The organism is Clostridium sp. Marseille-P299 (assembly GCF_900078195.1).
In the GTDB taxonomy this organism is placed as follows: domain Bacteria; phylum Bacillota; class Clostridia; order Lachnospirales; family Lachnospiraceae; genus Lachnoclostridium.
Map to the genome: position 1 here is coordinate 1,738,431 of NZ_FJVE01000007.1, position 22,529 is coordinate 1,760,959.

General features: G+C 31.1%; 23 protein-coding genes. 19 read left to right on the top strand and 4 right to left on the bottom strand.

Features of this window, described 5'->3' with window-relative positions; genetic code table 11:
- Positions 1–94: 94 nt before the first annotated feature.
- Entirely contained in the window at positions 95–721 is a 627-nt protein-coding gene (locus tag BN4220_RS15470; protein WP_066718406.1) for a helix-turn-helix transcriptional regulator, read from the bottom strand.
- 146 nt (positions 722–867) lie between these two features.
- Here BN4220_RS15470 and isdE point away from each other — a divergent pair, with 146 nt between their 5' ends.
- The 5 genes from isdE to BN4220_RS15495 all read left to right on the top strand — a co-directional run bounded on the left by isdE (position 868) and on the right by BN4220_RS15495 (position 5,876).
- Complete coding sequence (gene isdE / locus BN4220_RS15475; RefSeq protein WP_066718411.1) at positions 868–1,881, top strand: heme ABC transporter substrate-binding protein IsdE; 1,014 nt, start codon at positions 868–870, stop codon at positions 1,879–1,881.
- A gap of 258 nt (positions 1,882–2,139) precedes the next feature.
- Entirely contained in the window at positions 2,140–3,123 is a 984-nt protein-coding gene (locus BN4220_RS15480; RefSeq protein WP_066721072.1) for a FecCD family ABC transporter permease, read from the top strand.
- Positions 3,113–3,895 (top strand): ABC transporter ATP-binding protein, encoded by a 783-nt coding sequence (locus BN4220_RS15485; RefSeq protein ID WP_066718413.1) that lies wholly within the window; start codon positions 3,113–3,115, stop codon positions 3,893–3,895. Before BN4220_RS15480 ends, BN4220_RS15485 begins: the two co-directional genes overlap by 11 nt.
- A gap of 270 nt (positions 3,896–4,165) precedes the next feature.
- On the top strand, positions 4,166–4,690 hold the full coding sequence (locus BN4220_RS15490) for a flavodoxin family protein (protein WP_066718415.1): 525 nt from the start codon (positions 4,166–4,168) through the stop codon (positions 4,688–4,690).
- Entirely contained in the window at positions 4,671–5,876 is a 1,206-nt protein-coding gene (locus BN4220_RS15495) for a coproporphyrinogen-III oxidase family protein (protein ID WP_066718417.1), read from the top strand. The genes BN4220_RS15490 and BN4220_RS15495 overlap by 20 nt, the downstream gene beginning before the upstream one ends.
- A gap of 146 nt (positions 5,877–6,022) precedes the next feature.
- On the opposite strand, the gene BN4220_RS15500 is transcribed toward BN4220_RS15495, so the two are convergent.
- Together BN4220_RS15500 and BN4220_RS15505 are read right to left on the bottom strand one after the other, a co-directional pair.
- Positions 6,023–6,241, bottom strand: a complete 219-nt coding sequence (locus BN4220_RS15500) for a heavy-metal-associated domain-containing protein (RefSeq protein ID WP_066718419.1) — start codon at positions 6,239–6,241, stop codon at positions 6,023–6,025.
- A gap of 211 nt (positions 6,242–6,452) precedes the next feature.
- Positions 6,453–6,872 carry a DUF4362 domain-containing protein gene (locus BN4220_RS15505; RefSeq protein ID WP_066718422.1) on the bottom strand — a complete coding sequence of 140 codons (420 nt, stop codon included), beginning with the start codon at positions 6,870–6,872 and terminating at the stop codon, positions 6,453–6,455.
- 198 nt (positions 6,873–7,070) lie between these two features.
- Between BN4220_RS15505 and BN4220_RS15510 the strand changes: the two genes are divergently transcribed.
- The 4 genes from BN4220_RS15510 (at position 7,071) to BN4220_RS15525 (ending at position 10,058) form a co-directional block, all read left to right on the top strand.
- Entirely contained in the window at positions 7,071–7,979 is a 909-nt protein-coding gene (locus BN4220_RS15510) for a GNAT family N-acetyltransferase (RefSeq protein ID WP_066718425.1), read from the top strand.
- 101 nt (positions 7,980–8,080) lie between these two features.
- Positions 8,081–8,890 carry a DNA (cytosine-5-)-methyltransferase gene (locus BN4220_RS15515; protein WP_066718427.1) on the top strand — a complete coding sequence of 270 codons (810 nt, stop codon included), beginning with the start codon at positions 8,081–8,083 and terminating at the stop codon, positions 8,888–8,890.
- Positions 8,887–9,198, top strand: a complete 312-nt coding sequence (locus BN4220_RS15520) for a hypothetical protein (RefSeq protein WP_148401753.1) — start codon at positions 8,887–8,889, stop codon at positions 9,196–9,198. The genes BN4220_RS15515 and BN4220_RS15520 overlap by 4 nt, the downstream gene beginning before the upstream one ends.
- Before the next feature lie 161 nt (positions 9,199–9,359).
- Positions 9,360–10,058 carry a nucleotidyltransferase family protein gene (locus BN4220_RS15525; RefSeq protein ID WP_066718433.1) on the top strand — a complete coding sequence of 233 codons (699 nt, stop codon included), beginning with the start codon at positions 9,360–9,362 and terminating at the stop codon, positions 10,056–10,058.
- A 208-nt stretch (positions 10,059–10,266) separates the two neighbouring features.
- Here the strand turns inward: BN4220_RS15525 and BN4220_RS15530 are convergent, their stop codons facing one another.
- Positions 10,267–11,211 carry a hypothetical protein gene (locus BN4220_RS15530; protein WP_066718437.1) on the bottom strand — a complete coding sequence of 315 codons (945 nt, stop codon included), beginning with the start codon at positions 11,209–11,211 and terminating at the stop codon, positions 10,267–10,269.
- 407 nt (positions 11,212–11,618) lie between these two features.
- Between BN4220_RS15530 and BN4220_RS15535 the strand changes: the two genes are divergently transcribed.
- The 10 genes from BN4220_RS15535 (at position 11,619) to BN4220_RS15580 (ending at position 22,390) form a co-directional block, all read left to right on the top strand.
- Complete coding sequence (locus BN4220_RS15535; protein ID WP_242867803.1) at positions 11,619–12,632, top strand: right-handed parallel beta-helix repeat-containing protein; 1,014 nt, start codon at positions 11,619–11,621, stop codon at positions 12,630–12,632.
- Between the two features lie 305 nt (positions 12,633–12,937).
- Entirely contained in the window at positions 12,938–13,804 is an 867-nt protein-coding gene (locus tag BN4220_RS15540) for an aminoglycoside phosphotransferase family protein (protein ID WP_066718441.1), read from the top strand.
- A 180-nt stretch (positions 13,805–13,984) separates the two neighbouring features.
- Positions 13,985–14,269 carry a YdeI/OmpD-associated family protein gene (locus BN4220_RS15545; protein ID WP_066718444.1) on the top strand — a complete coding sequence of 95 codons (285 nt, stop codon included), beginning with the start codon at positions 13,985–13,987 and terminating at the stop codon, positions 14,267–14,269.
- A 424-nt stretch (positions 14,270–14,693) separates the two neighbouring features.
- On the top strand, positions 14,694–15,539 hold the full coding sequence (locus tag BN4220_RS15550; protein WP_066718446.1) for a pirin family protein: 846 nt from the start codon (positions 14,694–14,696) through the stop codon (positions 15,537–15,539).
- Positions 15,540–15,948: 409 nt separating this feature from the next.
- The gene (locus tag BN4220_RS15555; protein WP_066718448.1) at positions 15,949–16,899 is read left to right on the top strand and encodes a glycoside hydrolase family 43 protein; all 951 of its coding nucleotides are present in this window, start codon (positions 15,949–15,951) and stop codon (positions 16,897–16,899) included.
- A 205-nt stretch (positions 16,900–17,104) separates the two neighbouring features.
- Entirely contained in the window at positions 17,105–18,679 is a 1,575-nt protein-coding gene (gene clcA / locus BN4220_RS15560; protein WP_066718449.1) for a H(+)/Cl(-) exchange transporter ClcA, read from the top strand.
- Positions 18,680–19,017: 338 nt separating this feature from the next.
- On the top strand, positions 19,018–19,713 hold the full coding sequence (locus BN4220_RS15565) for a flavodoxin family protein (RefSeq protein ID WP_066718451.1): 696 nt from the start codon (positions 19,018–19,020) through the stop codon (positions 19,711–19,713).
- A 39-nt stretch (positions 19,714–19,752) separates the two neighbouring features.
- Positions 19,753–20,328 carry a hypothetical protein gene (locus BN4220_RS15570; protein WP_066718453.1) on the top strand — a complete coding sequence of 192 codons (576 nt, stop codon included), beginning with the start codon at positions 19,753–19,755 and terminating at the stop codon, positions 20,326–20,328.
- 125 nt (positions 20,329–20,453) lie between these two features.
- The gene (locus tag BN4220_RS15575) at positions 20,454–21,464 is read left to right on the top strand and encodes a phosphotransferase (RefSeq protein ID WP_066718455.1); all 1,011 of its coding nucleotides are present in this window, start codon (positions 20,454–20,456) and stop codon (positions 21,462–21,464) included.
- 38 nt (positions 21,465–21,502) lie between these two features.
- Positions 21,503–22,390, top strand: coding sequence for a hypothetical protein (locus tag BN4220_RS15580; protein ID WP_066718457.1), 888 nt, complete (start codon positions 21,503–21,505; stop codon positions 22,388–22,390).
- Positions 22,391–22,529: the final 139 nt, after the last annotated feature.

Genomic DNA, 22,529 nt, shown 5'->3' on the forward strand with positions numbered 1-22,529 from the left:
CATAACACAAACTTCCCAGTTAACTATTTTTGAGAATCATTATTTGATTCATCCAAGGATATTAACTGGGTATTTAAATTTTATAAGAATATCATTATCGATATTCCGAAGGAGAGATTCCTTCAATCTTGCGAAAGCAAGTACTAAAGTACGAAGTACTACTAAAACCGCATTTAAACGCAACGACATTAATACCTATGTTTGAGGTTTTTAAAAGTTTTTTTGCTAGCGAAATACGCTGTTTTAACACATAATCACTAAAGGTCATATGAACTTCTTGTTTAAATAAATCACAAAGATAACATCGATTTACACACACTTCTTTACAAACCACATCTAAGCTTAAAGATTCGCTTAAATGATTATGTATATAGGCAATTGCTTTTTTGATGTGTTCATTCTTATGCTTTTCTATTAAATAATCCGTACAATTCGAAAACGAAGTAATTATTTGAATACCAATATCAATATATGTCCTACTAGTGCATTGTTGGATCAGCTGGCTATTCTCATAACAACATTCATGCAAAGAAATCGATTCTTTCATCAATATATAGTTATAAATCCCATGATTTAAAGAATTTAAATACAAACGCAGTAATAAGATAGATTCATTTTTTAATTCTCCTACCTTACTCTTGAAAACTTTTATAGCTTCCTTTGTATTTCCACTGTAAAGAAGAGAATAAATTTCCAGATGATTAAAAAATTGCTCGCTCATTTTATCCGCCTTTCTAAATATTTTTAAAAATCAACTAAATAATTTGAAACACTTGGCTATTATAGCATGTTATTATAGCAAAGGGTTAGCAAAAGCTAACTAATGAGAAAAAATGTTTAATATCATATAAAATTTTGGAGGGAAATATGAAAAAATTTAAAAAAACACTAGTTCTTGGCTTAACGATTGCAATGGGATTACTTACAATAGCATGTGCCAAAGATACAAAAACGAATGGTGCAGATGCAACCACTTCACCTACAAAAGTAGTAACTGAATCAAATGATGCTGAAAATGGAACAGATAGTTCAAGCAACGCAGCTAGTACAAATGAAGCAAATAGCACAAATCAATCGGATTCTTCAAATGATGCATCTCAAACATCTGAACTTAGAGTTGTTGCTTCTTCTGTAGCAGTAGTTCAAATTCTTGATGCGCTAGGTGTTCCTATGGTTGGTGTTCCTACAAGTTCTTATGAACTACCAGAAAGTGTTGCAAATGCTGAAAGAATTGGTAGTGCAATGTCACCTGATATGGAAGTCATTGCTTCATTATCACCTGATATCATTGTTTCCGTTGATTCTTTATCAAATGATTTAAAAGAGCAATTCGCTAATTTAAACATTGAAACAACCTTTGCAAATCTTTCAAGCTATGATGGTTTAAAAGAAACAATTGCACAACTTGGCGAACGTTTTTCAGTAGAAGATAAAGCAAATGAACTTCTTTCTTCCTTTGAAGAAAAAGAAGCAGCAATAGAAAGTAAAATTTCAGGCAAGGAATCAAAATCTGTTTTAATTATATTTGGTGCAGGACAAAGCTTCATGGTTGCTTCTGAAAGTTCCTATGTTGGTGATTTAGCTAAACGAGTTGGAGCTACAAATATTTTAGAAGATTCCTCTAGTAGCTTTATTCCAGTAGATATGGAATATTTAGCAGACAAGAATCCTGATTATATATTATTTATGGCTCACGCAAATCCAGAAGAATCCTTGGCTGCATTTGAAAAAGAATTTGAGACGAATAAGGCATGGCAAAACTTTGATGCAGTTAAAAATGGAAATGTAGTTGCACTTGAAACAGAATACTTTGGTATGAGTGCAAACCTTTTAGCAGCAGATGCTATGGAGAAATTAGCAGATATTTTATATACAGAATAAAAAGTCAAAGTTATTGGTCAATAGATAAAATTAGTCAGGTACGATATTAAGCTAGAACTGAGCGATACGGAAATTGGTAAGGTTAGAACTAAGCTAGATATTTTCAGACGCATAAATTAGACATTATAAAATCAAGTATATATTTAATTTAAAACAAAGGTTGAAAGAATAATTATAAAGATCTGCCATAACAACAGATTGCATCATAAACTGTTGGATTTCTTTCAACCTAATATGGCAGTTGAAATGGGTGTTACAATGAAGAAAAAAGGAAGTACATTTATACTTTTAATCACATTGCTAGTCATAGGTATTTTCTTTTCAATATCGGTAGGAAGCGTTTCCGTTTCTTTAAAAGAAATCTTTGACGGTATTATAAATAATAGTGGTGGGAAAGGTGGAATTGTAAGGGATATTCGTATCCCGAGAGTAATCATGGCTGTTTTAGTTGGAGCAAATCTTTCTGTGGCAGGCGTTTTGTTACAAGGAGTTATGAGAAATCCTTTGGCTGACCCTGGAATCACTGGTATTTCTTCTGGAGCAGGCCTTGTAGTTATGATCGTTATGCTGTATTTTCCAGCAGCTACTAGTGCGATACCACTCTTTGGATTTCTAGGTGGAATTCTAGCGTGTATTCTTATATATTTCTTAGCTTGGAAAAATGGAATCATGGCTGTACGAATTATTTTAGCTGGTGTTGCTGTAAATGCAATGCTAGGAGGAGCAACAAGTATGATCTCCATCTTAAACAGCGAAAGTTTATCGGGTGTTTTAACGTGGCTTAACGGTAGCTTGGGCAATAAAAGTTGGTTACAAGTTAAAATGATGCTCATATATACAGTGGTTGGCCTTGTTCTAGCGATACCACTAAGTAAAAGTTGCAATATATTAGCACTTGGTGATAAAAATACGAAAAGCCTTGGATTTAATCCAAATGTATTACGCATTGTAATATCAATGGTTGCAGTATTTTTAGCAGGAATCTCTACAGCATATGTTGGTATCATTGGATTTATCGGATTAGTTGTTCCACATATCTCAAGAATGCTAATTGGATCTGATCATAAAATTTTGATTCCTTTTTCTGCATTGTTTGGATCTTTAGTACTATTAATAGCCGATACGTTAGGACGTACATTATCCGCACCCTATGAGATTCCAGTGGGTATCATCATGACTGTAATTGGAGGTCCGTTCTTTTTATACCTTCTAAGAAAGGATAGTGGAAATTATGGAAATTAAGAATATAGATTTTACCTATAATAACAATCCTTTTATCGTTGATTTAACAGCTGAAATTGAAAAAGGTAAAATAACAACAATTATAGGACCAAATGGCTCTGGTAAATCAACACTACTTAGTCTTTTAGTAAAACAAAATCAACCAGTCGCTGGAACGATTCTATTAGATGGACAAAGTCTTAATACAATGTCTACAAAAGAGCTTGCGAAAAAGATGGCTATTGTTTATCAGCAAAATCAAGCACCAGGTGATTTTACAGTGGAACGTCTTGTACGTTTTGGCCGTGCTCCATACCAAAGTTTCTTTAAGAATACCGATGATGAGGAAGAAGAAGTCGTTGCATGGGCACTTAAAGTGACAAGACTTGAAGCTATGAAAGACAAGAAAGTCAGTGAGCTATCTGGTGGTGAAAGACAAAGAGCTTGGATAGCAATGTCACTTGCTCAGAAAACAGATATTTTATTTTTGGATGAGCCTACGACCTATCTAGATATTTATTTTCAATATGAGATTTTAAGTCTAGTAAAAGAGTTAAATGAAAAATATCATATGACGATTGTAATGGTTTTACACGATATCAACCAAGCAATACAATTTAGCGATAACATTATCATAATGAAGCGTGGGAAAATCATTTATAAAGGAAATGTAGTAGATGGAATAACCCAGCAGCGGTTAAAAGAAGTTTATGGGATAACCGCTGATATAAGATGGTGTGAAGATAATGGGTGTCCATATATAGTTCCACTAATGGAACGCAAGCACGCATGAAAATAACTAATCATATATGTTTGAGAGTCACGTGATTAAATTCATATAATGACGATTTAATGAAGACTCATTAGGAAATGATTCATTAATATTTATTGATAATTTAGGAATGATCCAATTAATGATATATTGATATTCATTTAATTATAAAAAAACATAAAGAACATGGTTGATTGAAAAATAAAAAGAGAGGAAGCCACAAAATTAATTAGTCAACCCATCAAAAAGTGGCAACAACACATCATTCAAAGTGTTGTTAGGAATAGAAGAATGAAAGTATTAGTAACATATTCAAGTAGAACAAGAAACACAAAATCATTAGCAGAAGGTATCTTTGAAGGACTTCCTATGGAAGATAAGGTTTTATTACCTATAAAAGAAGTAACTAGCCTTTCTGAGTATGATATAGTTTTAGTCGGCTACTGGGTAGATAAGTCAGGCCCAAATGAAGAAGCAAAAAATTTCTTAACTACGATTAAAGATAAAAAAGTAGGTTTATTTGCAACACTTGCTTATTGGCCAGACACGGAACATGCTTGGACTTCCCTTGCAAATGGTGAAGCACTCGTTAAAGATAATAATACAGTGATTGCAAAATATATCTGCCAAGGAAAGCTTAGCGATAAGATTATTGAAATGTTTGAAAAATTACCTGCAGATAATCCACATGCAGTGAATGAAGAGAAACGTAAGCGTTATGAAATTGCGAAAAGACATCCAAGTAAAGCGGATATTTTATCTGCAGCAGAATTATTTAGAGAAAGGTTAGAGCTTTATGTTTCAAACGAGAATTAGAACGCACCATAGTGCAATGTCAGAAGGCAATAAACACTTAATCGGGCCTAAAAAGGTAATTGAATCGTTAAATACATATAATACGAATGCGGATGGAAAAGCAGTTATTTACATTCATGTACCTTTTTGTAGCAAAATCTGCAGCTTTTGTAATATGCGAAGAAGTTTACAAAAGCCCATTGAAACCTATGCAGACCTTATTGTAAAAGAAATTGAACAATATGCTACACTTCCTTATGTAAAGAGTACCGTGTTTGATGCTGTATACTTTGGTGGAGGTACTCCGACGACCTTACCTACAAATGATTTAAGAAAAATTTTAAAAGCTCTAAAAAAACATCTCTCCTTTACTCTAGATGCAGAATTCACAATTGAAACAACGGTAACAGAACTAACCGATGAAAAAATGCAGGCATTAATAGAAGAAGGTGTGACGCGTTTTTCCGTTGGTATTCAAACATTTAATGATAATGGAAGAGCACAAATGGGCAGAGTTGGCAATGGATTAACTGCTTATGAAAAATTAAAGCGTTTAAAAGAGTATGAAAACATTACTGTAAGTATGGATTTGATTTATAATTATAAAGATCAAACCCTCGATGATTTATATGAAGACTTAAATCGCATTATTGATTTGGATTTGAATGGATTTTCAATGTATTCTCTAATTAATATGAGAGAAACTAAGATTGATCAAGCACAAAGTCAAGAAAACGATGAAAAGATGTTTCATGCAATCAGCGAATATATGGAAAAGGCGGGTTATCATTTTCTTGAACTTACAAAGATGGTTAAGAATGATAAATATAAATATATCATGAATCGCCATCAAGGAGCAGATACACTTCCGTTAGGAGCTGGCGCTGGTGGTTCAATGAATGGTCTTGCCATGATGAATCCTATTAGTTTATCCGAATATGAAGAAAGCATTTTAGCATTTGATTCAAAGTCTGGAATGCAGTTTAAAGAAAGTTATAAAGAAGTAGTCAAGTTCAAAGGTGACATTCAAACAATACATCTACCAAAAAATGAAACTTTATATAAGGACAAAGATGAGTATCAAAAAGTATTAAATTTATTACTTGAAAATGAAATGGTAGTGAAAAAAGACGATGGATATCAACTAACAACGAAGGGTATTTTTTGGGGGAATTCAATTTCACGAGAATTATCTGAGTTAATTTAATGTGTAACATTCATTAATATATTAAAAACGCACATTTCTCATTTAAAATAGTTATAGTCAAGGGTATAAATATAAAAATGACAATAAGAAAAAACTAATTAAAATAAGCGATAAAGCATAGACTTTATCGCTTATTTTAATTTACACTACGACAAATAGGATTCTATTTTACAACCTACTTGTTCAATTCCTTGCCGAATACTATTTTCATCTGTTAATTTATTATTATAGCCTACCTCAATCGTTCCTCTACCTAAATCAACATTTACCATTTTAATACCTTCGATTTTGTCTAGCACATTTTTCACTTGTGTTTTTGTCTGTGAATTTTGTAAGCCGTTAACTTCATAATGAACTTTATTCATAGAGCCCTCCTTATAAATAAATATCATGTGAATTTACTTACATTATTGCAGCATCATACCATTTTACAATTCCAGTATTCTTCGACATATAAATCCTTTCTTTCATACGAATGATAAGAGATACTTAATTGTAACAAATAGCATATACTTATTATCTGCATATAAAAAGTTTTCAGTATGGTAATAATAATACGAAAAGGATATGCAATATTTACTGCATTAGATCAATAAAGACATCAACGACATTACTCTTGTTAGTTATTAGATAAAAAACCTCGAACTCTTTTTTATGGATACATTCAGTATGAGAAAACATCTTATGCCCGAAGTAAGTTATATATTTTTCAGATGTATTAAATCTTGATACATCGATAGTATATTGAATAATGCTACCATCAAATTGTAAAATCGACGTTGTTGCTTTACTGTCAATTTCAAATTTTGTTATTCTAATTTTATCTAAAATTCCCTTTTCAAAATTTTCAATAAAATTAATGAAACGCTCCGTATTGTAGGAGTTCAATTGATCATGAATTATGTCATTATTGCGAAGGGCTATATCAATTGTATAATTGATAGGTAATAATGATAATTCATTTTCAAGTGAATAATCGTTAATATAATTTTCCATTTTTAAAATTCAATTCATTTTTTATTAGCATATTCATTGATCATTACTTTATGACAAGCAAGTAATGCTTGATTTTCATTAAATTAGAAACCAATGCTTGAAATGTTAATGAGTCCATAGTAAAATATGGTAATATAAAATGACAAATATAGGAAAAACTTTCTGCTATCATTTGTAGACTAGCGTTTGGAGGAATTAATGAATTACACATTAAAAGAAAATATAAAGAGACAGACTATTGAAGCATATGATACGGAAAACAATTTGGTAGGAGAAGCGTTACTTTCACCATTTTTCCCGTCTGATTTATATGACAATCCGAGATTAAATATCTATTTTAACATTGAAGTTAAAGATATTGAAAATAAGGATGATATAAAAAATCAATTATTTGATGAGATAATGAAACGTTCAAAAGAATTAAAATTAGAATATAATGGCCATGATGTGAAAGTATATCATTGTTGTTTTCCAGATAATATTGAAAATATAGAATATTATTCCGCAAAACCTGGATTTCAACACGACGAAGGTATGTACATAATTAAGAAAGATATTTCAGAAGAGAATTTTAACATTCCTGATACAAATGATGTGGTAGAACTTACACAATTTAAAGGTATAACACACTCTAAAGATATGACACAAATTGGAGATATGACACAAAATAATAGTGGTGTAAATTATATAAAATTAAATTTTCAAACAGAAGATGAGATGTTGCAGTTAATTCAAGAACAACATAAAGTCTTTAAAAATGGTTATTCCATTGAGGATTTAAAGGAAATCAAAGAAACAAAGCAATGGTTTAGTATAGCTGCAAAACATAATGGATTTTTAGTTGGAAATGTTATTATGATTGTAAAAGAAGATGAAAATAACAATAAGTACGGTTGGGTGGATGATTTTTTTGTTTCTAAAGAATTTCGTAAAAATGGGATAGGTAAAAATTTGCTTCTTAGAGCATTGAAAGAGCTCAAATCATTACATGTTTTTGAATCAAGACTAGAAGTATGGAGTTCTAATGTTAGAGCGATGTCTTTATACCAAAGCCTTGGATATCGATTTTATAAAGAAACTGAGTGTGCAATTGGTATGTTTCTTTAGATGTTTTATCAACCACTGACCGATAAAGTTCGAATCTTACGTGATAGTATTTTATGCGTAAAATGCTATACTTTTACGTATAAAATACATTGGAGGAATTTATGTCGTCAATCAAACTAAGAATAGCAGAACTAAGGAAGTTTTATGGAATAGGTCAACGTGAACTTGCAGATGCTGTCGGTGTTACTTATCAATCTGTTAGTAAGTGGGAAACTAATATTTGTATGCCAGATATTTATTTATTACCAGTGATTGCGGATTATTTTAAAGTTACGGTAGATGAGTTATTAGGGTTAAAACCAATAAAATATCTAGAAACAAATACAGTTAAAACAGATTCCTTAGATTACTGGAAGACTAAGCTTGATTATTTAAAACGTTCTCGAAGTTCCTTTTGGAATATGGACTATTTTCAAATTTTAATTGAAAAAGTATGGAATATCACTGAAGCCGTAGATATTATCGATTATGGTTGTGGGTTTGGTTATTTGGGTAGTATTTTATTACCTTTCTTACCACATGGAAGTACATATACTGGAATTGACATTAATGAAGCTTTTCTAGAAGAGGCTAAGAATTATTTTAATGAAACTGAATTTCAAACCGAATTTATTCTTGAGGATTTATATACCTATCAGCCTAAGAAGAAATATGATATTGCGATTTGCCAAGCTGTTCTAAGATATTTTAGTAATCCAAAAGAGATTTTAAGTAAAATGAAGAATTCTGTTAAATCTGACGGTCTAGTGATATGTTTTGAAGTATGTAGAGAACTTGAATCCGACGGCTTTTATATAGACGGTATTGATTATGATTACTTATGCGCTAGAAATGGTTTTCAAAAGATGTGGAAAGAAGAATTGAAAGATTTTGGCGGGATTATGCAATCGGAATGCGTATTCCTTTTATGATGAATGAGATTGGGTTAAAAAATGTTGATGTAAGAATGAATGATAAAGTAAACTTTGTTACTCCAATATCGAATAATTATGATGAATGCTTACAAAATTTTCAGCAATCCAATGGATGGAACAATATTATTAATGATGAAGAATATGAATCAAAGATATCCTTTTTTATAGGAAAAGGATTAGATCGAGGAGAGGCAGAAGCTTATGTTAGAAAACAGAATGCAATTACAAATCATTTAAAGGCTAATAAAGATAATGCAAAATTTCTTCAATTTAGAGGATTTCTAATTTCTTATGGTACGAAATAAATGATTTTTAAATTAGAAAAGGAAGAACCAGCATCTCAAAGGATAGTATAGGAAATAAAAGTTTAGCAAAAAACTAGGAAATAATGATAAAACTTATATATGATAACTTGAGTAATGACAAATGTATAAATAGATAATGCACAAAAGTTATGGAGATAGGTATGAGACGTAAATGTAATGGATTTAATGAAAGCTTAGAAAATCAAATTAGGCTTTTACATGTAATATTAAAGGAAAACAAGGTATTATATAATGTTTTGGAACAGGCATCTCACTTAGAACTAAAGAATTATTATATTGGTGGGGGATGTATCTGTCAAACTATTTGGAATTATCAAAATGGAAATGATTTAATGTATGGAATATCAGATTTTGATATCGTTTATTTTGATAATTCAGATCTTTCCTATGAAGCTGAAGATAAGGTGATAAAAAGAACAATGAACTCGTTGATTCAAAAAATTAATACCTCGGTGATACAAAAAGTGAACACTTTGCCTATGCAAAAAACGAACGACTTAACGATTCAAAATCTACATACCATACCTCAATCTAGTCAAGTACATATTGATGTCAAAAATCAGGCCAGAGTACATCTTTGGTATGAAGAACGTTTTGGTATTTCAATTAATCCTTATTTATCGGTTGAAGACGCTATCAATACTTGGCCAACGACAGCTTCCGCAGTCGGAGTTAGATTAGAGAATAATAATCTAATCGTATATGCCCCATTTGGTTTAAATGATATGTTTGGTCAAATCATTAGAGCGAATAAAAGCTTGATTACACAAAGTACATATGATGAAAAATGTAAAAAGTGGAAAAGTAAATGGGATACTTTGGAGGTTATTGGTTGGTAATTCATTTCGGAAATTACATAATGATGATTTGATAATATAACTTAGCAAATTTTATTGGAATATTTTTTAAATATCTTTGAGCATTTTACTTAATAATAGGAAAATCATATAACAAGAGTAAATTAAAAAAGGACTTATGTCATTTAAAATGACATAGGTCCAATGAATATTAACGGGTTTAATAAAGACTTTTATTAATAAACTAATATTAATCGTATAACCACAAGCCATCAAAAACATCTTGACCATCATATTCTTTACCATTAATAATTACATGTAAACCATTTATTTCAACCCATCCTGCATAATACACGTCATTTCCCTTAATATAAATCCAATTATTATCATCGGACGCTACAATAGTAGCAACGCTATCTTTACTTAAAGTAGAGGATGTTGCACGATTTGATTGCGAGTTTAGCAAAGGCACATCAAGTAATAATTTCACACTTGTTCCAACCGCATAAAGTTCATTAGGCATATAAATAATAGTTGGTAAATTTTCATTATTATTATTATTATTATTATTATTATAGCTGGACTCAGTAATATAGAATTTTTTAGGGTGATACCAGGTTTGTAGTGTATTCGCACGCTCATACGATTGAAATAAACCATAGCCAAGAGATTTTAAACTTGCTACAAGACCACCAACTTTTCCCACTTCATTTATTTCATTGTCTTTGTAATATAAAATAGTAGTCATAGGATCATCACTAGGGCCATATTCATCAATTAACACTTGAAGTGAAGCTTGAGATGTAGTTAGTGCAGAGATATAAACCTTACCTGTGGGCCTAGTTATTTCAGTTACACAAGTGACATCCCCAATTTTTACTTCACAATCCTCTATATAATTCATATCATTTTTTATAAACCTAAATTCTATGGGTTCCTTCTTTCCGTCTAAATTAAAATCATATGAATCTCCACTTTGTATTTCAACTAATTCACTATTGTATGCTCTTTTTTCTAAATCCTCAAAATCAGGACTAAATGGTGTATTAATTATTGATTCAGTTGGTGAATTTACTCCGATGAGCGTACTTACTGAAGTACTATCAGATGCATCATCGTTTTTCTTACATGATGATAAAACTAGGAGCAGGCAGGCAAAAAACAAAGACTTTAGGGTTCTCTTAGTTAAAAACATAAATAACATCCTTTCAATAAAAAATAATGTAAATATATGTAATTTTGTTTTACCCCTATTTAATGTCAATTGATTGTCAATATTATAACATTCGTATTAAATTGCACAAAAATAACCTAATATTTTATCCCTTCACATATCTTGTAACCACTTACATAATGTGCTAATATCAAGTTAACAGGATGTATAAAATACTAGTTTAATTTATAGCGAATATATGAAAAGGAGGGTTGGGGTTTACAAAAACGAAAGATAAAACAGAGTCTAAATTAGAAACATTCTACCTTTAATTATTCACAAACAAAAATTTAAAACGTTCTTAGGTTAAAAAAGCATTTCCACTAGCAGAAGCACAGAAAGTGTTTTTGTTCATGAATTAAGCCGCTAACGGCAGTATGGAGGTTATCATGAAAACAATATGGAGAAGGATAAGTTTATGTATTGTTTGTGTAATGTTTGTAAGTCTATTTCACTATGTACCTGTGAAAGCAGCGACTACATATTATTATGTTTCAACTACGGGAAGTGACTCTAATGACGGAACTACTAAGACAACAGCGTTCAAAACTCTTACAAAAGCGCTAACCAAGGCAAGTGCTGGAACAACAATTTTCGTTTTAAATGGAACCTACAGTTATTCCACTACCTTTAAATTAACAAGCAATGGTACAGCAGCTGAGCCAATTAAAATTTTAAATTATAGTGGACATGCTCCAGTAATTGATTTCTCTAGCCAAGAATATGCAGATAGCTCAAGAGGTTTTCAAATTTCAGGAAACTATTGGATTATAGCTGGTTTGACGATAACTGGTGCAGGAGATAATGGTATTCACATTAGTGGAAACTATAACCGAGTACAAGATTGTTTTATCACTAAGTGCGGAGATACTGGTTTACAAATCAGTAATGGTGGTTCTTATAATACAATCAATCGTGTTACATCCACTTATAATTATGATCAGAAGACGAATGGAGAGAATGCCGATGGTTTTGCTGCAAAATTAAGCATTGGACCAGGAAATGTGTTTACTTCATGTACAGCGCTTTATAATTCAGACGATGGATTTGATTTTTATGATGCTAAAAATTCAGTGAAAGTATATGATAGTGAAGCTTCTTATAATGGAGTCGGAGATGGTAACGGGAATGGGTTTAAAGTTGGTGGAAATTATTCCGCAGACAAACATTATCTCGAAAATTGTACTGCCATTGGAAATCGATCCAGAGGATTTGATCAAAATAACAATACGGGTTATATAACATTATTAAATTGTACTGGTACAAAAAATAATGTAAACTTTTACTTTCCAACAGCACCAGCTTCAGGGAAACATAAATTTACGGGTTGTATCTCTACAGGTGGAGCTAGTAAAGATAAAATTGTAGGCGCAACAGTTACAAATTGTTCATTTTATCAATAAAACAACAAATCACATAAGAAAATGTAATTTTGTCGCACAAATGAGAATTTGTAAATATGTGATATTAGGGGTTATAAGTGAATAATTAAGGGAAAGCCGCTGAATAAAATCTCAATGATGATATTCAGCGGCTATTATATATATATTGGAAAATTATTTAAATTGTTAAAATATTTGATGACATAGCATAATGAATTATTTATTGATCGAAAAGTACCTGTTTTTAGGATAAATTACTACTAAATCTTATTACAGTAATGTTAAAATCTTTATAACGATGAAATGAAACGGGAGAGTGAGTATCCATGCATAACGAAATAATGGCAGATAATAAAGCTAACTACGAGAGTATTAACTTATGTTTAAATCAGTATATAACAAAATGGGAACTTAGTGATATTGAAATTCTTGATAACAAAAGGAACAGCTTGGTTCTTAAATGCGACTCCGCCATCTATGGAAATGTGATAATAAAACAGCAAATGGACACTTCCTATATAAAAAGCGAATATAACGCATTAAAGGAATATAATCAAAGTCGTTTTTGTAAGGTATTTGATGCTGATTTAGAACATGGAGTATTAATCGAAGAGCAAATTTCTCCTGGAACTGAATTAAGAAAAGTGAAATCTCTGGATGAAAGATTGATGGTATTTTGTACTTTATATAAGAATCTTCATATATTTCCTAAAAATCCAGAAATATATCCATCTTACCTTGACTGGGTAAGTAATGCGATGAATTATCTAGAAGGATTAGATAATTATAGAGATTTATATATACACATGAAGGCCGCTAAGATGATATGTAGTGAACTCTTTTTTAAATATCCACAAAAAATGCTTCTCCACGGGGATTTGCATCACGATAATATACTGCTAAATCATAATGGAAGCTATACGATTATTGATCCAAAAGGGGTACTTGGTCATCCGATTTTCGATATTCCTAGATTCATTCTTAATGAAATGGAAGATGAAATAACTGCAGAGTTGTATGATAAAATTATATATGTAATTGATATATTGAGTCAGCATTTAAATATTCCTCTAAAAGACTTAAAGCAACTTTTTTATATGGAAGTATCTTTATCTGAAGCATGGAATGCTGAAAGCGGAGACTGCGTAAAGATGGAGAATATCATTTTTGCACATAGAATTCTTAATTCTTAAATTAGATATTGAATACTTAAATAACATACGTTATAAGCTTTTCGCTTTGAATATAAAAGATTTCGGCATTATGTAAAGGAACCAGCATGAATACTTTTTTTCTACACATAATACTATAAAGTTTTGTTGACTATAAAGTCTTGTTAGAAAATAAAAGGAAAATTCATACGGAGGTCAATTATGAATAATGATGTTTTTATAGGTCAAGGCCATAACCCAAACGGCCCTGATATTCCACTTGGTTTTGGGATGCTCTTAGAAGGAGAGCCTGTCGCTAAAGCCAATTTCGGATCCTTATCAAATGCTCAAAAAGTAGAATTAATTAATTATATGCAACAAGCAAAAACAGGAGAAGACTCAGAATTTAGAGTAATCAATGCGGTACAGAAGCTTAAGAATCATCAAGAAAACGAATTAATTAATAAAACAAACCATAATAAAACAAACCAAGATAAGTTTTATTAAGAATAAAGTAAAAGTATAAGTGATAGCCTTTAATAAATAGCTTTCTATGTATAATAAAATATATAAAAGGCTATTTATTTTTTTCGAATCTAAATTAAATAAATTCATTCTTTTATACATTATATGTTTACATAATATTATTATGAACATTATTAATTAAATTATTACTTAGTACTTAAATGAAATAGCAAAAAGAATTTCTATGTCTTAACAGTATTAAATGGTATTGACATTATTACTAATTAGTAATATGATGAATGTATGGAATAGAAAAAGCTTTATAATTTAAAGATGTAAGAGTACATCTTATTTTTAAAAAAATATATTACTAATTAGTACTATTGTTTATTATAAGTGGCAAATGAAACATATATCAAGTACTTTTATAAAAAGTACGTTGATTAAAAAGAAAGGAAGATGAAATATGAGTATTCGAGAAATTAAACGAACAGTAAGAGGTCAAAGAGCAGTGGATGGAGCAGGGGTAAATCTAGTTCGTGTACTAGGTGGCAATGATGTATATGATTTTGATCCATTTCTAATGCTTGATGCATTTGACTCCGTTAATCCTAAAGACTATACAAATGGTTTTCCAATGCATCCACACAGAGGAATTGAAACAGTTACATACTTAATTAAAGGTAAAATCGAGCATGAAGATAGTTTAAAAAACAAAGGTGTTATTGGAGATGGCGAATGTCAGTGGATGACAGCAGGTAGCGGAATATTACATGAAGAAATGCCGAAAGCTTCCGAGAGAATGTTAGGCCTTCAGTTATGGGTAAATCTACCAAAAGAAGATAAAATGACAATGCCTCATTATTTTGATATTTCAAAAGATATGATTCCAGTTGTTGAAGAAGATAATGCAACCATCCGTGTTATTTCAGGTGATTATAAAGGCAAAGGAAAAGGTGTTGATCCAAAGTATGTTAAGGCAACTCTTTATGATGTAACTGTAAAACCTGGCAATACCATTCGTATCGATACAAAGCCAGAAGACAATGTGTTTATTTTCCTTATTGAAGGTGATGGTAAAGTAGGTAATCAACCGATTGCAGAAAAAACAGCCGTTTTATTTGGTGAAGGTTCTGCAATCGAAGTATCTGCTACCGATAAAGAAGTAAGATTTGTTTATTTTGGTGGAAAACCATTAAAAGAGCCGATTGCTTGGGCAGGCCCAATTGTAATGAATACAGACGAAGAGTTAAATGAAGCATTTCGTGAATTACGAAAAGGTACTTTTATAAAGCATGATATAGTAAAATAAAGTAGATAAAGTGGCTGATGCAAAATAGATTTTGTTTGCGTCAGCCACTTTTTGCTTTATTCATTTAATTCAATAAATTTATTTTTACTTATTGAATATTCATATGATTTACCTATTCCACCAAATACTTTTTCTAATAATGGTTCAAATACCAATACTTGTAATACCAGTATTTTTATTTAACAGAGCTTATTTATTTGAAAAGTGAGACATTTCAATCATTTATAAGTAAAGCATTGACAATTATAATAGCATAAACTATATAATAATTATGTATCTATTTGTAAAGAAATTCGATTTAGGGCAATGAAAGTTAGTTGTACATATATTAGGATATTAGGGTTTAAAGTGATATGTTTGATAACTAACACATTAATGTGACTGCAATTACAAAAGGAGAAGGGTTAACATGCAAGCATATTTATTTGTACATTTCAAGGAAAAGCGAACACCGGATGGTGAACAAGTGTATTTTGGAATTAGCAAAGATGGATTTCATTGGGAAGAAGTAAATGATGGAAACCCTATATTGTGGAGCTATGAAGGGGATAAAGGTGTTCGTGATTTTACTATTACAAGAACAAAAGAAGGAAAGTTTATTATTATGGCTACGGATTTAAGCCTTGCTTATGGTATGCCATATCAGTATCACAATTCATGGGAAGAAGTTTCACGAAATGGAAGTAAATGCTTAGTCCTTTGGGAATCCGATGATTTGATTCACTGGTCCAATCAACGAATGATTAAACTTGGAAATGAAGATTTTGGGTGTTTATGGGCTCCTGATATTATTTATGACAAAGAAAACAATGATTACGTGATTCATTGGTCTTCTTCTCATAGTTGTAATAATTACGGATACAAAGGTATTTATTATACAAGAACGAAAGATTTTATAAGCTTTCAAGAACCAGAACTTTTATATCGTAAAGAGACGGATGGAAGTGTCATCGATTCTGCTATGTATGAAGAAAATGGGGAATACTATTGTTTCTTAAAAAGTGAAAAAGATCCTTCTAGAATCATATTGGTTAAAGGAGAGAACATTACTGGTCCTTTTAGCAGAGTACATAAATTTGATGAGTGTATGGCTGACCTTAAAGAGGGCTATTATGAGGCACCAACAGCAGTGAAACTTGAAGATGGAAGATGGTGTTTATTTTTAGACTTTTATGGTTGTAAAGCAGAGGAGCAAGGATATGTTCCATTTGTAGCAGATAGTCTATCAGAAGGGAACTTCATACGTTCTGATGAAGCCTTTGATTTCCCTTATGGTTATAAACATGGCACTATTTTAACGATTACAATGGAAGAATATGAGCGTTTAAAAGAGTATAAAAAGATGCCATCGGAACGATAGCTAAGATAGATATTTCATGGAAATTACTTGAAAATATTGTTCTATGGATGTAAGATAGATAGTTGTTAGTGATTATTTAATGCTAACAGCTATCTTTTTATTTTAGTCAGTTGAAACATGAATAAAAACGTTTTAATCGACAAAAGAATGGAGTGGATTTTCACTCTGTTATTAAGCTGTCTATGGCAGCAGGGAGGTTAAAATCATGGATTCAGAAAACAAACAGGATACGTATCACACATTATTTCATTGGAAGAGTCTTAGATTTCGGTTAGTACTTGAAGGAATTGTGGTTGGCTTATTTGCGAGTCTTATCGTAATACTTTATCGTTTTGCACTTTCAGAGTCAACAATTATAATAACTAAGGTCTATGCTTTTCTTCGTAACAAGTTATATTTTATACCTATTTTAATGTTAGCCTTTATACTAATTGCTTACATTGTTGGAATGCTACTTAAGAAAGAGCCAATGATAAGCGGTAGTGGAATTCCACAAGTTGAGGGAGTTTTACTTAAAAAGCTTCATATGAATTGGTTAAGCGTTATTATTGGTAAATTTCTAGGTGGAATATTATCAATAGGATCTGGTCTTTCCCTCGGACGAGAAGGCCCTTCCGTTCAATTAGGCGCTGCGGTAGGACAAGGTGTAAGCAAGGCCTTTAAACGAAGTAATGTTGAAGAAAAATTTCTTATAACTAGTGGTGCTAGCGCAGGACTTGCAGCAGCATTTAATGCCCCTTTAGCAGGTGTATTATTTGCATTAGAAGAAGTACATAAAAATTTTTCCCCCTTCGTATTGTTATCATCATTAGCGGCAGCTCTAACTGCAGATTATATTTCTAGCGGTTTCTTTGGTTTAAAACCAATCTTAAGTTTTGAAAGTTTATCTGTGCTACCACTGAAATCTTATATACTTATTATTATGTTAGGAATAATTATAGGGGTTTTTGGTGCTTTATTTAATTTAATGATTTTGAAAACTCAAAAATTATATTCTAAGTTCAAATTAATTCCTAAAGAGTTTCGTATTATTATACCATTATTTCTATCAATCATATTAGGTCTTTATTTACCACAGGTTCTAGGAGGAGGCCATGAGCTAATCATAAATAGCCTTACAAATGGGAATCAATCCATTAAGATGTTATTATTTGTATTGATAATTAAATTCATATTTACAATGGTATGCTACGGTTCTGGGGCACCTGGCGGTATATTTTTACCGTTATTAGCGATTGGAGCTATATCAGGAAATTTATATGGTTTATTTCTTGTGCATTTTTTAAACTTAGATCCTATATATATCAATAGTTTTATTATATTGGCAATGGCAGGTTATTTTACCGCAATTGTTCGAGCACCTATTACAGGAATTATTCTGATTACTGAAATGACTGGATCTTTTACACATTTGTTATCCATTTCATTGATATCTGTAACAGCGTATGTTGTAGCTGATTTATTAGGTTCGAAACCTATTTATGAATCTTTGTTGGAGCGATTCTTAGAAAATCAGGGAAACGTAAAATCTAGTAATACGAAACATAAGACTCTTTTGGAATTTGCCGTATGTATGGGTTCTGTTTTTGATGGTAAACAAATTAAAGAGATTAAATTGCCAGCTCATTGTTTGTTGGTGTCTATAAGAAGAGGGGAAGATGAAATAATTCCAAAGGGTGATACACTAATTAATGCTGGTGATTATTTGATTGTTCTTGTAGATGACAATATGGTATCTCAAATAAACGATGTCTTTCATAATTTAGTGGAAGCAAAATAACTATAAGTCATAAGATTATAAGATTTAGCTTTTTCGGATTAAAAGGGATTTGTAAATAGAATTACAAATCCCTTTTTTCATACATTGAATAATCATATAGCAAGCACGATTGTCTGTGTTGTATTCTTAAATTAACTTCCTAAATATTTCGAAAGGTGGTTATTTTTAGATTTACTTGTTATCTTTACTATATAAATATATTTTATAAAAAGATATATTTATATAGTGAAAATTAGTGTATAATTATTCTAATGTATAAATTTAACATTTTAAATAACTTAAGGCACTTATAGGTTAGTGAATTGTTAATATCCACTTTTTTAGGCAAAGGAGATCGTATGTTAATCGCTTTAATTCATGGTCAAAATCATAAAGGTTCGTCATATCACATAGGTAGAATACTTGCTGAAAAACTGGAGAAAGAAGATAACATTAAGGAGGTATTTCTACCGAAAGATATGCCTCATTTTTGCTGCGGTTGTACGAATTGTTTTATGAAAGACGAAACGTTATGTCCGCATTATAATACAGTTAATCCGATTACTAATATTTTAGATGAAGCAGATGTATTGATTTTTACAACCCCTGTATATGTTTATCACGCGACTGGATCAATGAAAGTCTTGTTGGACCATTATGGATACCGATGGATGGTACATCGTCCAGAAGAAAAGATGTTTTCAAAACAAGCAGTTTGTATTTCAACAGCAGCAGGCGGTGGCATGAAATCGGCTTGTAAGGATATTAAAGATAGTTTGTTTTATTGGGGTGTTGGTAAAATTTATTGCTATGGTGTTGCTGTATATGCGACTTCCTGGAAGGGGATTTCAAATAAGAAAAGGGCAGTAATTGAAAATAAAGTTAATAAATTAGCGAAGAAAATCATTAAAAATGATGGGCATGTCCGAGTTTCTATGAAAACAAAAGTTTATTTTAATATTATGCGACTTATGCAAAAAAGTGGATGGAATTCAGTAGATGTTACTTATTGGAAACAGAAAGGATGGGATCAAAAGAAGCGTCCTTGGAAATAGAAAGCGTATTACATAATATAACTAGTAAAGGTGGCAAAAATGTTAAAACGAAATAAAAGAATTGGAATTTTAATTACTATAGGTGTTGCTATGTTTACGATTGGTATATTTCTTTATAATCGATATAACACCAATAGAATATATGACAGGGTCTTGCGACAAGATGGATACCAGTTGTATGAAATACAAAATCCTGTAACGTTTACTGTATTTATAGATCCTGAATGGATTCCTACAAGGAATGGTGAAGAAATGCAGCTAAATAAAGAGCTCTGTAAAATTAATAATGTGAATATCATTCTTGAAAGAACAATACACCGAGGAAATGATATTTATTTTGTTTTTGATGCCATTCCAGTGGTAGGGTATAAAGAAGGTGAATTTCTATCTCATTATATTATACACCAAGATGGAACTAGCTCTACGGCGGATAACATTAATATGTTTCATGTCTATAATAATGAGAATACCGTTATAGATGTTGGCCAACATGGGTTTGGTCCTAGTTCACAATTTAGCTTTGGTCTTAATATTGAAAATTATGACTTATTTGCAGATGGTTTTTATATGGACTATAATAGTTCCATTATATATGGGTATTATCGGATTGAGTAATATTAATCTACATTCATTCCCTGATGCACGATTTCTTTTGGTATAATTATAACGACTTTACGTAAATCCAATATTATATATTATATTAAGTAAATTAACCTCAAATTAATTTCAGGAGCAATAATATGATAAACAATAGAAGTAATACAACATTAAAAGTTAGATATTCTCAGTTTGATACAGAGTCTATAAAAGAAAATTTACTCGTTCATTATAATTTAAAAGGACCAGTAACTTGCAGATTTTACGATTATGGTATGAACGATATATACATTATCAATGCAGGAGAAGAAGTCTATTATTTACGAATTTCATTGACCGGTATGCATCATCAGAATGATTATGAACAAGAGGTTCAAATCATTAATGAATTATATGAACAAGGTATTTCCGTGGCAGCACCAGTTTGTTGCAAGGATGGACATTATGTAAGCGTAGTAAATGCACCAGAAGGGATTCGATATGCTGTTTTATTTCAAGAAGCTAAAAACTCACCATCAAATGACAACATAACTCGTACTTATAATCTTGGTGTTATGGTTGCTAAAATGCATAATATTGCTGATAGCAGGAATTTTACCCTAACCAGAGAGCCCCTTGACTTACAAAATCTTACCGTTAAACCACTTGAACAGCTAAAACCTTATTTAAAGAATCGTAAAGAAGATATTGATTTTTTAGAAAATGCAGCAAAAGAGCTATATTGTTATGTTAAGAGTAATTTCAAATATGAAAAACCTTACTTTGGCTTTTGTCATGGGGACATACATAAAGGCAATGTATTCTTTGAAGGAGAAAATCCAACAATTTTTGACTTTGATTGTATGGGTAATGGATTCCGAATTTATGATATCTGTACCTATGCATGGAATGAAAGCTTTGATAATAAAACATATTTAGAGAGCGATGAATGGCTGGCTTTTATAAGAGGATACAATACCGTTAGGCAGTTAACAGAACTTGAATTATCATCAATAAGTGCATTTATTGCTTTGCGTGAACTTTGGTTACTTGGAATTAATTCAGATGTAATGAATCGTAATGCTGGATGTTGTTGGTTTAATGATGAATATTTAAATCAACAGATCGATATTTTTAAGTTTTGGTACCATCGAACATTTAATAAACTATATTAAATTCATAATATAGCATGCATAATAAGGGGGGATATACGATGAAAAAACTTCCGAAAGCGGATTATAAACGTTTGAAATCATGGATTTATATGTATGCAAGACCACTTGATTTCGCATGGTGGAAATGTTTGATTGAAAATGAGAGTAACCAATTGTTTATTGACGTTATGTCTGTGTATCAAAATGAGGATGGTGGAATTGGACATGGAATCGAACCAGCTTCTTTTAATCCTTTTTCATCGCCATATCAGACAAGTTGGTGGAACCCAGAGGATCTTTTAGAGCTTGGAATTGGTAAGGATAGTACCATTGTCAAAGGTAATTTAAAATATCTTGATAGCGGGGCTTATCTTACTGAAGAAGGATGGCCTTGGAGTATTCCTTTGGATAATAATTATCCTCATGAGCCTTGGATGGAGTATCATGGTGGAAATTTTTCTGGTTATGATCTGTCAGTTACTACAAGACTTCTAGGTATTATTTTTTTATATGCAGAAAAAGAAACGGATTTATTTAATAAAGGTGTAGCGATAGCAAATAATTTGCTCTCTAAGTTTGAGGATTATGCCAATGAATATTTTAATCAAGGCGGATATGAATTAGGGTCTTACATGGAATTAAGTTATGCAATAAATGACTATGAGACACTAAGCCACTATATTGAACATGCTAATTTAGAAGATTACTTTGATTATAAGATAATCAAAGAACGATTGAAGGATAAACCAATTAATAATGATGATGAAAAAGAGTTGGACGAACTAATTGAGGTTATGAAAAGTGACAATTATCTGGAATTAGCTGATTTAACATACTGTGATAAGGATAAATACTTAAAGGAAGTTTCAATTAGTTTGTATTGGTGGGTTGCAGATAAAATTATTAAAGATGTATATCGATTAAAAAAGGCAGAGCGTTTGGAGTGATTTATTACCCTATTTATTAACCATTTAATTCGCTTATGCTAATTAATATATAGTAAATGTGATTGACATAGATTATTATAATATGCCATTTTTGTGTTGTAATTGTATTGTAATCTATAATTCACTTAATTATAGAATA

Bases quoted from the DNA above. Each gene is read 5' to 3' on its own strand.
- BN4220_RS15495 (WP_066718417.1), top strand. From the start codon at position 4,671: ATGTTTCAAACGAGAATTAGAACGCACCATAGTGCAATGTCAGAAGGC.
- BN4220_RS15515 (WP_066718427.1), top strand. From the start codon at position 8,081: ATGTCGTCAATCAAACTAAGAATAGCAGAACTAAGGAAGTTTTATGGA.
- BN4220_RS15490 (WP_066718415.1), top strand. From the start codon at position 4,166: ATGAAAGTATTAGTAACATATTCAAGTAGAACAAGAAACACAAAATCA.
- clcA (WP_066718449.1), top strand. From the start codon at position 17,105: ATGGATTCAGAAAACAAACAGGATACGTATCACACATTATTTCATTGG.
- BN4220_RS15530 (WP_066718437.1), bottom strand. From the start codon at position 11,211: ATGTTTTTAACTAAGAGAACCCTAAAGTCTTTGTTTTTTGCCTGCCTG.
- BN4220_RS15510 (WP_066718425.1), top strand. From the start codon at position 7,071: ATGAATTACACATTAAAAGAAAATATAAAGAGACAGACTATTGAAGCA.
- BN4220_RS15480 (WP_066721072.1), top strand. From the start codon at position 2,140: ATGAAGAAAAAAGGAAGTACATTTATACTTTTAATCACATTGCTAGTC.
- BN4220_RS15545 (WP_066718444.1), top strand. From the start codon at position 13,985: ATGAATAATGATGTTTTTATAGGTCAAGGCCATAACCCAAACGGCCCT.
- BN4220_RS15565 (WP_066718451.1), top strand. From the start codon at position 19,018: ATGTTAATCGCTTTAATTCATGGTCAAAATCATAAAGGTTCGTCATAT.
- BN4220_RS15485 (WP_066718413.1), top strand. From the start codon at position 3,113: ATGGAAATTAAGAATATAGATTTTACCTATAATAACAATCCTTTTATC.
- BN4220_RS15470 (WP_066718406.1), bottom strand. From the start codon at position 721: ATGAGCGAGCAATTTTTTAATCATCTGGAAATTTATTCTCTTCTTTAC.
- BN4220_RS15575 (WP_066718455.1), top strand. From the start codon at position 20,454: ATGATAAACAATAGAAGTAATACAACATTAAAAGTTAGATATTCTCAG.
- BN4220_RS15535 (WP_242867803.1), top strand. From the start codon at position 11,619: ATGAAAACAATATGGAGAAGGATAAGTTTATGTATTGTTTGTGTAATG.
- BN4220_RS15520 (WP_148401753.1), top strand. From the start codon at position 8,887: ATGATGAATGAGATTGGGTTAAAAAATGTTGATGTAAGAATGAATGAT.
- BN4220_RS15570 (WP_066718453.1), top strand. From the start codon at position 19,753: ATGTTAAAACGAAATAAAAGAATTGGAATTTTAATTACTATAGGTGTT.
- BN4220_RS15500 (WP_066718419.1), bottom strand. From the start codon at position 6,241: ATGAATAAAGTTCATTATGAAGTTAACGGCTTACAAAATTCACAGACA.
- BN4220_RS15540 (WP_066718441.1), top strand. From the start codon at position 12,938: ATGCATAACGAAATAATGGCAGATAATAAAGCTAACTACGAGAGTATT.
- BN4220_RS15580 (WP_066718457.1), top strand. From the start codon at position 21,503: ATGAAAAAACTTCCGAAAGCGGATTATAAACGTTTGAAATCATGGATT.
- BN4220_RS15555 (WP_066718448.1), top strand. From the start codon at position 15,949: ATGCAAGCATATTTATTTGTACATTTCAAGGAAAAGCGAACACCGGAT.
- BN4220_RS15525 (WP_066718433.1), top strand. From the start codon at position 9,360: ATGAGACGTAAATGTAATGGATTTAATGAAAGCTTAGAAAATCAAATT.
- BN4220_RS15550 (WP_066718446.1), top strand. From the start codon at position 14,694: ATGAGTATTCGAGAAATTAAACGAACAGTAAGAGGTCAAAGAGCAGTG.
- isdE (WP_066718411.1), top strand. From the start codon at position 868: ATGAAAAAATTTAAAAAAACACTAGTTCTTGGCTTAACGATTGCAATG.
- BN4220_RS15505 (WP_066718422.1), bottom strand. From the start codon at position 6,872: ATGGAAAATTATATTAACGATTATTCACTTGAAAATGAATTATCATTA.